Source organism: Desulfonatronospira thiodismutans ASO3-1 (assembly GCF_000174435.1).
GTDB lineage: Bacteria > Desulfobacterota > Desulfovibrionia > Desulfovibrionales > Desulfonatronovibrionaceae > Desulfonatronospira > Desulfonatronospira thiodismutans.
Map to the genome: position 1 here is coordinate 82470 of NZ_ACJN02000002.1, position 13688 is coordinate 96157.

General features: G+C 46.2%; 12 protein-coding genes. 8 read left to right on the plus strand and 4 right to left on the minus strand.

Features of this window, described 5'->3' with window-relative positions:
• Position 1: 1 nt before the first annotated feature.
• The 4 genes from DTHIO_RS06570 to rfbF are packed head-to-tail and all read right to left on the minus strand — an operon-like array spanning position 2 to position 4256.
• On the minus strand, positions 2-1123 hold the full coding sequence (locus DTHIO_RS06570) for an FkbM family methyltransferase (protein ID WP_008869543.1): 1122 nt from the start codon (positions 1121-1123) through the stop codon (positions 2-4).
• 15 nt (positions 1124-1138) lie between these two features.
• Positions 1139-2362, minus strand: a complete 1224-nt coding sequence (locus DTHIO_RS06575; protein ID WP_008869544.1) for a class I SAM-dependent methyltransferase — start codon at positions 2360-2362, stop codon at positions 1139-1141.
• Positions 2359-3489 (minus strand): CDP-glucose 4,6-dehydratase, encoded by a 1131-nt coding sequence (gene rfbG, locus DTHIO_RS06580; RefSeq protein ID WP_208596382.1) that lies wholly within the window; start codon positions 3487-3489, stop codon positions 2359-2361. Before rfbG ends, DTHIO_RS06575 begins: the two co-directional genes overlap by 4 nt.
• A complete protein-coding gene (rfbF, locus tag DTHIO_RS06585; protein WP_008869546.1) occupies positions 3474-4256 on the minus strand; it encodes a glucose-1-phosphate cytidylyltransferase in 783 nt (260 codons plus the stop codon). The genes rfbG and rfbF overlap by 16 nt, the downstream gene beginning before the upstream one ends.
• A gap of 617 nt (positions 4257-4873) precedes the next feature.
• Between rfbF and DTHIO_RS06590 the strand changes: the two genes are divergently transcribed.
• The 8 genes from DTHIO_RS06590 to DTHIO_RS06625 all read left to right on the plus strand — a co-directional run bounded on the left by DTHIO_RS06590 (position 4874) and on the right by DTHIO_RS06625 (position 13549).
• Positions 4874-6094, plus strand: coding sequence for an NAD-dependent epimerase/dehydratase family protein (locus DTHIO_RS06590; RefSeq protein WP_008869547.1), 1221 nt, complete (start codon positions 4874-4876; stop codon positions 6092-6094).
• A gap of 111 nt (positions 6095-6205) precedes the next feature.
• Positions 6206-8011: an ABC transporter ATP-binding protein gene (locus DTHIO_RS06595; RefSeq protein WP_008869548.1), complete on the plus strand. Its 1806-nt coding sequence runs from the start codon at positions 6206-6208 to the stop codon at positions 8009-8011.
• Positions 8012-8204: 193 nt separating this feature from the next.
• On the plus strand, positions 8205-9269 hold the full coding sequence (locus DTHIO_RS06600) for a glycosyltransferase family 2 protein (protein WP_008869549.1): 1065 nt from the start codon (positions 8205-8207) through the stop codon (positions 9267-9269).
• A 5-nt stretch (positions 9270-9274) separates the two neighbouring features.
• The gene (locus tag DTHIO_RS06605) at positions 9275-10210 is read left to right on the plus strand and encodes an NAD-dependent epimerase/dehydratase family protein (RefSeq protein WP_008869550.1); all 936 of its coding nucleotides are present in this window, start codon (positions 9275-9277) and stop codon (positions 10208-10210) included.
• Between the two features lie 58 nt (positions 10211-10268).
• Positions 10269-11030, plus strand: a complete 762-nt coding sequence (locus tag DTHIO_RS06610) for a hypothetical protein (RefSeq protein ID WP_008869551.1) — start codon at positions 10269-10271, stop codon at positions 11028-11030.
• A gap of 103 nt (positions 11031-11133) precedes the next feature.
• Positions 11134-11820 (plus strand): sulfotransferase family protein, encoded by a 687-nt coding sequence (locus DTHIO_RS06615; protein ID WP_244156336.1) that lies wholly within the window; start codon positions 11134-11136, stop codon positions 11818-11820.
• Between the two features lie 26 nt (positions 11821-11846).
• Positions 11847-12641, plus strand: coding sequence for a sulfotransferase family protein (locus DTHIO_RS19620; protein ID WP_161598643.1), 795 nt, complete (start codon positions 11847-11849; stop codon positions 12639-12641).
• Between the two features lie 134 nt (positions 12642-12775).
• Entirely contained in the window at positions 12776-13549 is a 774-nt protein-coding gene (locus DTHIO_RS06625; RefSeq protein WP_008869554.1) for a sulfotransferase family 2 domain-containing protein, read from the plus strand.
• Positions 13550-13688 lie beyond the last annotated feature (139 nt).

The following is a 13688-nucleotide window of genomic DNA, read 5'->3' on the forward strand; positions in this document are numbered from 1 at the left end:
CTTACTCCCGGGGGGCTTCGGAACGTACCAGGGGGGCATGCAGGGCAGGGTCCCGGTGGAACAAAAGCTTGGGACTGACGTGCTCCACGAACCTGAATTGCGGCCCCTGCAAGCGAGAAACCCGTTTTACCGCCACCATATTGAAGCCGTGGGGAGGCCCCTGCAGATAGGCTGTCTCCGGGGAAACCAGTTCCACGGGATAGCCGCGCAGGTCCACATTGCTCTGATAATCCCGGACAGCAAAAACGTGGTAGCCATAACTTCTGAGATAGCGGACAATATCGGTATTGTCCAGGCCTGCGGACCAGTCCATGTAATGCCTGTGCACCTCGAAAATAATATCCGGGGCCTGCCCGGGGGGAAGCGTTAAAAAAGCCTCGCCGCCCTTGAGGGCTTCCAGTTCCCCGCCCTCAATGTCAAGCATGATAACCTGAAAGCTGTCGAGGCCATGTTCCTGTGCGACCTCCTGCAAAGTCACAGCTGGCACGGCGTCATCAGTGTTTGGAGAAACCTCATGGGCGCAGGCGGCTGCATCGTCCCCGGTCAGCCCCAGATGCACTCCGCTGCGGGAATAGAGGGCCTTGTGGTGGAAAACCAGATTGGATACTTTGTTTTCCCGGGCATTGACACGGCAAAGATCCAGCTGTTCACTGTTCATTTCAAAACAATGGACACGGGCTGTTCGTGTATTTTCTGAAAACTGCAGCATCTGCCCAGCAAGCAGGGCGTGATCCCCGAAATAAGCGCCTCCTATGGCCACTGCGGATGCCCCCCGGACCAGGTGAAGAAAAAGCCTGGTGGTCTGGGGCTCCCAGACATGGTCGCTGATCTCGGGCCGGCTGAGGACCAGGCCCCTGGCAATTGCAGAGCGATAGTAATACTTGAAGTGCAGCACGGGCAACTCAGGCTCTATGCGCACTTTTTTTTCCAGAATATGCACATCCCGGTGCAGGGCATCCAGAACAGGGGCCACCAGCTCCAGCCGGGCGTCAAAATCAATATCCATCAAACAATCTTCCACCTCCCGCAGGGCCGAGATCATTTTCGGTCTGGCCTGTTCACTGACGCCGATGCGGGCAAGAGCTGTCTCCAGCTTACTGATGGAATTGTTTTGATAATCCATCCAGAGTCTCCTGGGTTAAAAAAATTCAAGTACTGGCACGGCTACAGCGAACTTGCCGCCCCATTGCCGGATATAACTGTGCTGGGAAACAATTTCATCGCGAATATTCCAGGGAAGTATCAGAAGTGTATCCGGCCGGAACTGCTGCAGGACATGCCCCGACAAAACAGGGATGTGACTGCCGGGCATAAACTTGCCCTGCTTGGAAGGAGCAGCATCGCATACAAAGGAAATCAGGTCAGGCTTTATTCCGGCATAATTGAGCAAGGTGCTGCCTTTTGCCGCGGCTCCATAAGCGGCCACTTTCCTGCCGCCTCTCTTCTGTTCAATGAGAAACATGACCAGATCGTCCTTTATTCTTTCGGCACAGGAACTAAAGTCCTTATAAACCTGCATATCATGCAGCCCATACTGTTTTTCCTTTTCCAGCAGAGTGCGTACCGAGGCAGATTCAGGACGAGGATCATCCAGGTGACAGCCGTAGACCCTGAGACTCCCGCCATGGGTGGACAGTTCCTGCACATCCCATATCCGGAGGGAGTGAGAGTAGAAAATGCTTTTGACCGCGTCAAGGCTGAAATATGAAAAGTGTTCATGGTAAATGGTGTCGAACTGGCAGAAGCGAATCAGGTTCAGAAGATGCGGAAATTCGAGGGTGATCACCCCTCCGGGCTTTAATACCGCCTTGAGCCCGGCGGTAAAATCATTCACGTCCGGTGCGTGGGCATAGACATTGTTGCCGATGACCAGATCGGCCTGCCGGCCTTCCTCCGCCAGGCGCAGTCCAAGTTCAGCGCCGAAGAATTCCCGCAGGACCGGCACACAAAGCTGTTCGGCAGCATCAGCCACCCTGCCTGCCGGCTCTACCCCGAGGCAGGGAATACCTGCAGAAACAAAATTTTTAAGCAGGTAACCATCGTTGGAGGCCACTTCCAGGACCAGACTGTTTTTCCCCAGGCCCAGCCTTTTGGTGATCATGGAGCTGTATTCTTCGGCATGCCTGAGCCAGCTGCTGGAAGTGGAGGAAAAATAAGCGTAATCGTAGCGGAAATGATCCTCAGATCCTGTACAGTCCTGGGTCTGAACCAGCCTGCACCTGCTGCATACGAAAAGCTTCAGAGGATAGTACGTCTCAGGCCTTTGAAGATCCCTGCGCTCAAGATAGGAATTGGAGATGGGAGCAAAACCAAGGTCCACAAAAACGCAATCCAGACTTACTCCACAATGCCGGCAATTCATACCCCAGGTCCTTCAGAACCTGAACGCTCCACCCAGCAGGCTCCGGTTCTTTCAGCCTCCAGGCAGTAGTCCTGCAGTTGTTTTCTGCTGAGGATCCCGCCATTATGATAAAATGAGCGATACCAGTCTACAGTCTTTTGCACCGAGTCTGAAACATCCCATACAGGCTCCCAGTTCAGGCTTTTTCTGGCTCTGGAACTGTCCAGATGAAGGGTTGCCGTCTCCGGCAAAGGTTCTGTTTCATGGGCAAAAGTATATGAAAAGTCGTCCCAGTGGTTTTGAACCATTTCCACGATACTGGCTACCGTCACCCGGGTATCGCCGGCCGGTCCAAAATTCCAGGCACCGGCGTACTCTGAACGGCCTTCCAGCAGATACTTTCCCAGGATAAGATATCCGCACAAAGGGTCAAGAACATGCTGCCAGGGGCGTATATGTCCTGGGTTGCGTACTTTAAGCTGCTTTTTGGCGGCAGCTGCACGAATAATGTCCGGCAGCAGACGGTCCGCCCCCCAGTCACCACCCCCAATGACGTTGCCCGCCCGGGCGCTGGCCACCAGGGTATGATGGTTTGCGCCATAAGTATGCACAGGGAAATATGAATCGCGGTATGCTCTGATGACCAGCTCTGCGCATCCCTTGGATGCACTGTAGGGGTCGGATCCCCCCATAGGATCGTTTTCCATGCAGCCCCGGCCATTACCCTGGTCTTCATAACACTTGTCACTGGTAATATTGATTATAGCCCTCACAGAATCTATATGTCTGCAGGCTTCCAGAAGGTTGGCCGTGCCCATGACATTGGTGTGCAGAGTCTCAAGCGGTGCAAAGTAACTTCTACGAACCAGAGGCTGGGCAGCCAGGTGAAAAATGACGTCAGGCCTGGCATACTTTACGGCCTCCCTGATCTCTTGCAGGCTGCGTATATCAGCTGTCCGGCAAAGAACTTCAGGCTTGCTCAGGTAAAAATGAGATAAATCTGTTTCAGGTTCAAGGGCAAACCCGAATGTCTTTGCCCCCAGCATTTCCAGCCAAAGACAGAGCCAGGAACCCTTGAATCCGGTGTGTCCGGTTACCAGCACCCTTCTGCCGGCATAAATATCGTTGAACATTACCAGATCTTCCACTCGGCCTGACCCTGCTCCCACATTCTGTTCAACACATCTACATCTCTCATGGTGTCCATGCAATACCAGAATCCATCATGGCGAAAGACTTTCAGTTCGCCTGCAGCAGCAATCACTTCAAGAGGGCCATGCTCAAGGTCACAGTTGTCCTCAGGGGTCAGGTAATCAAACACAGCCCGACTGAAAACAAAAAAACCTCCGTTTATTAGACCATCATGGCTTGCTATTTGAGGCTTTTCGCGAAAGGATACCACTCTGTCTCCCTGCGCATTCAGTTCTCCGAAACGTGCCAAGGGCCGAACACCGGTAACTGTAGCTATTTTGCCATGGCTGCGATGGAATTCAAGTAATTTGTTGATGTCAACATCCGCCACCCCATCACCATATGTAAGCATGAATTCATCTCCAGAGACATACCGCTGCACACGCTTCAGCCTCCCGCCTTTCAGAGTATGTTCTCCAGTATCGGCAAGGGTGATCCTCCACCCTGCCTCGTCATGACAATTGTGCATCTGGATTGCTTCCGGGCGACCCAATTCCAGAGTTAAATCATTGTTCATGGTTTCATAACGCAGAAAATAATCCTTAATAATATTCCCCTTGTAACCCAGCGGAAGGATGAAATTCTGATAACCGTAGCAAGCAAATATTTTCATAATATGCCACAGAATCGGCCTTTTGCCGATATTAACCATGGGTTTAGGCCTGTACTCAGTCTCTTCGCGAAGACGGGTTCCTGATCCGCCGCAAAAAATTATTGTCTGCATGTAAATCTCTCTAACTTTCAGCCATGAAAAAATATCCTGAAGGTTACATGATATTGAACTCGGACATTATCAATTTTTCATACTCGACAGTCGCTTTCTTTTCAACCTTATAATATGCTGCCAGCGAACTCGAGGGGCAAACTCCTCATTACCTTACAGTAAAGCTCAAACTCACACTTCTTGACATCTCCCAGACTTCCAACTAAAATATATTTTTTGTACACTACAGCGAAACATATAAAATTTTATGCCTGCCTCAATTGGGGACAGGCACTTTTGCCGGTTGATAACTTGTAATTATTCCAAAAAGTTGACGGCAAAAGAGCCAGTCCCCGGAGGTAAATAAGTTTCGCTGTAGCGTTAATCAATTTAAAAAAACAAAAGGTTCAAGTACAACCACTTGGATTTATTTTGTTTTTTTTACCTCCACCTGTCTTGCTGCACTCAATGGAAATTCCTATAAATTATTTCTATATATTGTTCAACCATTGACAATCAACTGATAACTTTATAAATTTTTATATTTATTTAAATTTGTCATCTGCGCCACAGAACTCTTCCTTAAATAGGTAAAGAGCAGGGCAAGCAAGGTGTTAACCTTAAACCGGACATCAATCATGAAAAAAAGAGTCTTAATTCTTGGTGGAGACGGATTCTGCGGCTGGCCCACCTCTCTTTACCTCTCCCAACAGGGGTATGAAGTGACCATAGTCGACAACATGTCCCGACGCATGATCGATATTGAGCTGGGATGCGATTCCCTGACCCCAATCTCCAGTATCTTTAAAAGAATTGATCGCTGGAAGGAATTGACCGGTAAAGATATTGACTTTTACAATTTCGATATTTCCCGCAACTATCACCGCCTGCTGACCCTGCTCAAGGAATTCGAGCCGGACACCGTGGTTCATTTCGCAGAACAGCGGGCGGCTCCATACTCCATGAAATCTTCATACCATAAGCGATATACCGTGGACAACAACCTCAACGGAACCAACAACCTGCTGGCGGCAATCGTGGAATCCAAGCTGGACACACATGTTGTTCACCTGGGTACTATGGGGGTTTACGGTTATCAGACAGCTGGGCTCAAAATCCCGGAAGGTTATCTAAAGGTAAAAGTGGAGACCAGAGAAGGGGAAAAAGAACTGGACATCATGTACCCCCCCAGTCCAGGCAGCATTTACCACATGACCAAAACCCAGGATGCATTACTATTCTACTTTTACAACAAAAACGACGGACTAAGGGTAACTGACCTGCATCAGGGAGTTGTCTGGGGGACTGAGACAGACGAGACGAGAATGGACGAGACGCTGATCAACCGCTTTGATTATGATGGAGACTATGGCACTGTGCTGAACAGATTTCTTGTGCAGGCAGCTGTGGGACACCCTCTAACCGTGCATGGTACAGGGGGACAAACCAGAGCCTTCATCCACATCAAGGATACAGTGCAGTGTATCAAAATGGCAATAGAAAATCCTCCAGACTTCGGCTCAAGCGTAGAGATATTCAATCAGGCCACGGAAACCCACTCAGTAGGATACTTGGCTGAACTGGTTTCCCAAAACACCGGTGCTGAGATCCGATACTACAATAACCCCAGAAAAGAAGCCACGGCTAATGAACTAAAAGTCAAGAATGATAAATTTTTAAATTTAGGACTTAGTCCCGTGAAGTTAAAAAACGGACTGATGGACGAAGTAATGTATATTGTAGATAAATACAAGTATCGATGTGACATGAGCAAGATACCTTGTACCTCCTGCTGGTGCGAGGATATGGAAGTAGACAGAGAGGGCAGATCAGCAACCGAAAACAGAACAGTTAATTGAATCGCTTCTGTTTAACTTTATAGCCGAAATGATTTTACCACTTCTCCTACCTGATGTCCTTATATTTATATATAATGGTTAGTTGTTAGTGATGAAGCAAGCATCCAGATCATGCCCTTAAAAACCTTAGGCAGCTGGCTTGTCGGACGCCGGGATCTACCTGCGCAAGCCAAACGTTACGCGCAGACCGTCATCTGGTTGTACAGGTCGGTGTTTCACTTTCGCCCATACACTGCTGCTTTGGCTATAGCCACCAATGTGTCCGGAACCCTTCTCAAAGGTGCATCTCTGACACTGTTGGTCTATTTTGCCAGCATGCTGGAGAGCGACACTCCTTTTACTTTTAACCAGATAGACTTTGCCCTGCAGCCTCGCGAGCCAAGTGGTTTTGCGCTTATGGTTTTGCTCATCGGTACATTGCTGCTCTCCGGCGGGATTGTGGTTTTTTTGGCCAATCGTATTAATATCAAGCTTGCTGTAGAATTTGCCCTGAATCTCTCCCAGCAGGTGCTGACACTTCCAGCCGGACGTCCCTCCCGGAATATAAATCCAATCGCCGGTGCCTACCCCAAGGAGATATACGCGAGATCTAGAGGCGTGATTGTAATCGCCAGGTCCATTCGCCCCCTCCTGCAACTATTTCAGCCTCTTCTCCTTATGATAATATGTCTGGCGGCACTGATGTACATAGACCCGTTTCTGACGGCCGTAATAGCTGTGCTGGCTTTGCCCAGCCTGCTCATCCAATACCTTATCAACTATACTGCAGCCCAGAACCAGAAACTTCTAGGGAAAGCCCAGAAACGAATGCAAAGAGGCATCTGCGATATCCTGGAGAGCCTTTCCTTGGCTCCCAGGGTATCCAGGAGTGAAGAAGAAGCACTGGCAAGAGCCTATTCCAGTGAAGTGATAAGGGAATACCCCAATAGATTTATTACCAGGGTTATGGCTCAACCCAAATCCCAGATGGTCAGTGATATGCTCATAGCTGTAATGGCCATGATCATTGTTCTTTACCTCGGGATCAGCGCCTTGGCTGGACAGATCAGCTGGGCCTTGGTAGTCGGTTACATAATTTTTGCCAGGGTGGGGATGACCTCCCTGCGCGGGTTGCTGGGCACTATTACCGGCTTTGCCCGGCACTACCCCCGTGCACGCAAAATGTACGAACTGCTGAGCAGCAAACCAATGGAGACAAGGCTGAACCAGGACGTGCTGAAAATCACACGTAGCGCTCGGAACACCCCGGGTGACCTCAAAAGTATAGACTTTAAAAGAGGCGATACCTTAGGTGTATTGTCTCCTGTACCATTTACACGTTACAATATCTATGCTTGGGGAGATGCACTGGGTTGGCCCAAAGGCGTTGACAGGAACAAAATTTTGGGAGCCATAGCCTGCATTCCAGATGCGACAAAAAGTCGCCCTGGAGGCAGCCTTAGGGAGCTGCTGGGCTGTGATGAGTACATTTCTACGAATGAAATACAAAGAATTCTGGAAGGTATTGTTACAGCTCCGCTGAAATCTGCCGTGGCAGATATTGACTTTGACTCTCCTCTTGACGAACATACATGGAACAAACTACCTCCTGTTTTGCGCAGCCACCTGTTGCTGGAACAGGGTATAAAATCCGGCAAGGATATTTTTCTTGTTGAATATCAAGTAGTTCAAAAAGCTGAAGACGAATATTTGCGGCTCTGGTGGAAGAGGGCTTCTTCTCGGTTTGTCCTGATCAGATATAATATGCAGGAAAATTTCGGGCACTGCGGGGAAAAAGGATTGCTGGCCATGCGAACAGACAGGGCCAGGGCCGTAATGTCCCTTGAATGGGCCAGGATGAATCATGAAAAACTCAGCGCCTGGATCGCTAACGCCAGGGTGATCGAGGAAGAAGATGAAGAAGACCCGATGGAATAACCGCTTTATCAACTGACCTGCAAAAAAATACTTGTGCCTCCAAGTTGCTGATGAAGATACTGATGAACGAGCGGCAAATGTTCAAACCAGACAGAATTTGAACTTAAAAAAACATGAGGTTGGCGAATTAAATGGCTGGATGGATGCACATTCAAATTTGGACAGGCAACTTATTTAACCTTGTGTTGTTATAATGCCCATACTTTTTATACCGACAAAAAATCGGCCAGCATCATTATCCTGGGTGCTTAACTACTTAGCACGCTTTTACCCGGATACCCGAGTTGTGATAGCAGATGGCAGTGATGAGTGTTATAAGGCTTCCAACATGTCCTCAGTTGAGAAGATGCAGTCTGGATTGAGTGTGAATTATAAAACTTATTCACAAGAGACTGGCTTTATCGATCGCTGCCTGGATGCACTGAATTCCGAACCTGAAGAATATATAGTCTTTGGAGCAGATGATGATTATCCAAATATGGAATTAATGTTCAAAGGAGAAAAATTTCTTAAAAAGAACCCGGACTTTTCTACTGCAATGGGAGCACGTGTAGTTTTGAATCTTAAAAAGGACGAGGTCATCCGCTCCAGACTTGCGGTGGTTCGCCCGGTAGAATGTGCTGAAGCATGGCAAAGAATGAAAATTTATTCTAAATGGTCCTTTGCCACTACCTATGCAGTGACCAGACGAAGACATCTCCTAAAGAGGTTTAAACGCCTTAAGCAACTTGCTCCTATAGGCTTTTACGATTTCATGGTGGGGCTTCACGATGCAGCATGCGGAAAAATAAAAGCCTATCCAGAAGTCGGTTTTTTTACTACACGTACTTACACACACAACTTCATCAGGAATACTGATAAACTTTTTTTTATTCATAACAGTAAAGATATATTAAAATTGCAAGAAATCGTCAGAGAGGACCTTGAGTTCGAGGGGTTGCTTACAACAGAAGAGACAGAAAAACAAAGTGAAATAATAATGTTGAACCGAATAGCCGAGCTTACTGGAAGAGACTTCAGAAAGCTGGCCAATTTCTCAAAAAGTAAACTTTTTAATGATCATATAGTGCAGAGCCAATACAAGTTATATAACAACATTTTCGATCTAAGTACCAAGGAAGGAAAAAAGTATTCTAAGCACTTACGTTACATATATCAAGCCATGCAGTCTATTGTTGAATCCAGCAACAGACTAGAGGGCAAATTTGTAAATACTCTTGACGGCAAGCCTGATCAAGAAAAACAAGGGAGCGCTTAATTGCAATGGACAAGGTAGTTATTACCGGCGGTTGTGGATTTATCGGTCTCAATACGATCGATTACCTTAAAAAAAACAAGTCTCATCTCAAAATATCCGTTTTGGACAACGAGTCATTGGGAAGAAAAGAGTACTTAAAAGAATTTGAAGGCCTGGAATTCTTTTCTGGAGACATCAGAGACAGCGATCTTGTTGACAGGGTACTTTATGGAGCAGATGCGGTTGTTCATCTAGCCGCCGATACCAGGGTGCTGGATTCCATTGCTGATCCAGTCAAAAATTTTCAGATCAATGTATTAGGGACCTTCAATGTACTTAATGCTGTTCGGAATCACAGCGTGCCCTTACTTGTTAATGCTTCAACAGGCGGAGCAATCCTTGGAGAGGTCTCTCCTCCTGTACATGAAAACATGATACCCGAGCCCATTTCTCCTTACGGTGCATCCAAATTGTCTATTGAGGGTTACTGCTCGGCCTTTAGTGGTTCATACGGAGTCAAGGCTTCTTCATTGCGCTTCTCTAATGTATATGGTCCTAGATCTTACCATAAAGGCAGCGTGGTGGCTGCCTTTTTTAAAAGGATTCTTGCAGATAAACCAATCGATGTTTATGGTGACGGTACCCAGATACGTGACTATGTTTATGTAGATGATATATGCCAAGGTATTTATTCGTCTCTAAATATAGGAGCTGAAGGTGTCTACCAGTTAGGGACGGGAATTCCAACCAGTATCAATCAACTCATTGAGATTATGCAGGACGTTGTTGGCGAATATAGAGATATTAAAGTCAGATACCATGGTTTTCGGGAAGGAGAGATACACACTACATACTGCGATATCTCAAAAGCTGAGAAAGCACTACGATATCATCCCAAAACTGAATTAACGCAAGGTCTCAAACTAACCTGGGAATGGTTTAAAAACTGTACTCAACCGTAACTGAGTTAAAAGTTTCTGGAAAAGTCTGCAATATGAATTATTAACAGGATTTTAGTTTATGCTTATTGTCAATAACGACTTTGTATACATTCACCACCCCAAGACTGGAGGCACATTTGTCACAGAGATGCTGCGCAACATAGCCTTTGAAACAGACGACCTGAACATACTGGAAGTCCCTGTACCCAAACATGCCGGAGTCAGAACAATACCTCCAGAATTCCAAAGACTCCCTATTGTAATCAATGTCAGAAATGTCTTTGAGCATTATGTTTCACGCTATACTTTTCGCTGGTGGGCAGAGCCAAATCGCGCAAAAAATATCTTCGATCTGGACAAGGTAGAAAGAGAATACCCCGGGTTCCCTGATCTGAGCTTTTCGGATTTCTTACGCATGTTCAACCAGTGGCATCTACGGCTGAACGAAAGCAAGAACAGGGCCCAGATATTAACTAACCGTGAACTAGGCTATAACTCCCGGGAATTTATCCGATTGAGCAGCTATGATCCCATGAAATTGCTGGAAACGTTTGATGCATTAACTGATCAGGAACTCAAGGAAAAGTTTAAAGAGTTTCACTTCTTAAGAACAGAAAATCTAAGCCAGGATTTATATAACTTGCTAAAAACATATGGTGTCAGGGAAAACTACCTGACTTTGTTTCTGAATGCTCAACCCATCTTGCCCAAAAAAGGGGGAAGAGGGGAGTTGAAACAGACTTGGCCCGAGTATTTCAGCCCTGAAGACATCGATTTCGTACTTAGAAGAGACCGTCTTTATTTTCGGCTGTTTCCGTATATGCAGCCAAAAAAACGTTGAAATGGCACAAGAAGAAATTGGATGCTGATTCTGAATTCAGGAGCTACTAATGTATTCACCTTTAATTATATTTACACATATACCCAGAGCAGGTGGCACATCTATGTGGAAAACCTTTCGTAGGGTGTATGGCAAGCGCGTCAAAAGAATAAAGGGCCATGGCCTGCTTAAAACTAGAGAAATCACAGCACAGATTCTAAAAGAAAGTCCTCATGACTATGATGTAGTGGGAGGACATGTGCGGTATGGTGTTGGAGAAAACTGCACTGATCGTCCTTATCAATATTTTACAGTCTTGCGTGATCCTACTCATGCTCTATTATCACGATACTATAAGCTGTTACAGCCTGAAGTCCAGGAAAGAAAAGCAAAAAGAGATCCAGGAGATTATGAAGATAACCTCAGAAAGATTAAAAAGATAGTAAGCTCTCCTGAAGAACTGCTACAAAACAGCAACCATTTGTTATTGCGTTTTATACTAGGCATAGATGAAGATAATGAAACTCAGGTCACCAGGGACCACTTGGAATTAGCAAAAATCAGATTAAAGCACGAATATGTCTGTTTCGGGCTTGTGGAACGCTACCAGGAAAGCATGGAGCTCATATCAAGATCTTTGAGGTGGGAAGCCATCCCTATGGCTGAACAATGTAATACAGGCGGGAACAGACCCGACGTGCATGACCCCAAACTTATTGAGTTGGGCCGGCAGGTCAATGCCCTGGATTACGAACTTTATTCCTATGCTGAACAGCTTTTCAGTGAGCGTTTACGCCAAATCAGATCTTAAAGGGATCCCGGATGTCACTAGCTTACTTGAAATACAAACTGGGCACCAAAAGGCTCAAAAACATAATTCATCCTTCAATAAAGGATGGGTACATTTATATTTCAAACCCCAAGGCAGCCTGTTCCTCAATAAAGCTGTATCTGGCTAGGTGCATGACAAACAACCCCGAATTCACACCTGTAAGTCTGCATAAAAGAAAACACCTGCCCTTTGATGATCCTGGCAACCTGACTAATGATAATCTTGAAAGACTGTTCAATGGGAACTATTTTGTTTTTACGTTTGTAAGGCACCCTTTAAAAAGGGTGGTCTCAGCTTATGGAGACAAAATTGCTGGCAACAGATTCCAAAAAAAAGAAATACTTGCCCTACTTGGGAACAACCCGGATGAACTTGAAAAACCAGTATCCTTTGATGAATTTGTCAAAGCAATCACCTCCCAAAAACCTGAAAAGTTAAACCCTCACTGGCGTCCTCAAGTTCATAACCTTTACCCGAATATTATTAAATATAATTTCATAGGCCACCTGGAAACATTTGACACTGATTTCAACTATGTCAGAAATAAGCTCAACCTTCCAGTTTTTCCGGTAAAACGTCAAAACGTCAAATCGTTCAAAGCAGAGCCAGAAGCACTTCTTAATCCATTTAATAGATTCAGGCTGGCACGCTTGTATGCCAAAGACTTTGTCCGTTTTGGTTACCGCCCCCAAGGAATAGAATATCTGGGAGTGTTGCTTGGATATCTGCCCGGTAATACCGGTTTGATGCTGAGAAGGGGCAAGAAATTGCTGACAAAATTGATTCCAGCAGGAAAGTAAATACTCATCTGTTATGAAACTGTCACGGACAGTCGGCAGTTGACAGGCCTTTGTTCAGCGACTCTTTGAGAGTGCCTTTATGAGGTAAATGCTAAAAGCCTTTTTCCCGATCACGCCCTGACAAGAGATGATAAATGAAACAAAAACATCTTTTTTCTGAAAACCCTTTGATAATATTCACCCATATTCCCCGGGCCGGTGGAACTTCCATGTGGCAAATTTTCCGATCTGTTTACGGTGAAAGGGTCAAACGCATATCAGGAAAAGGCCCTGCCGGGACAAGGGAGGCGGTTGCAAAGCTTCTTAAGAGCGAGCCCTTTGGTTACGATGTACTTGGTGGACATGTACCCTGCGGAATAGGGCAGAACTGTGTTAACCGCCCGTATCAATATTTTACGGTCTTGCGCGATCCCACTAATGTAGTGCTCTCCAGGTATTACAAAAGGACTGATCCACAGGTGCAGCAAAGGAAAGCTTATAACCAGCCAGGTGAATTTGAAGAAAACCTGAGAAAGATGAAAAATAGATCCGTGATGGGACCGGAGGAATTTATCAGGAAGAATAATAATCCCCTGATAAGATTTCTAAGTGATGACGAAATCCGGACGGGGGAAAATCTGATTACTAGAGAGCACCTTGAAGCAGTCAAAAGCAGGCTCCAGAAAGATTACATCTGCTTAGGGTTTGTGGAGCGCTACCAGGAAAGTGTGAAGTTGATCGCTCAAGCTTTGGGCTGGAAAAAAGTGCCCCAAGCCCAGCAGCGCAACACCGGTGGAAACAGGCCCCGAGAGTACGACTCAGCACTTGTTGAACTCGGTCGGGAGATTAATAAACTGGACTACGAACTTTATTCCTTTGCTGAAAAATTGTTCGACGGATGGCTGAAAGACAGCCTTACCAAGCGGTAGGGAACTGCATGAGCTCGTATTCAGGCTATGCAAACAATGTTTTCCTGCAACAAGATGTAAACAGGTTTGGAAAAATTCCTTAATGGATAGAGCATATGAATTTGGCTATGGGGTTTTGCCGGCACAGAATTAAAGGATG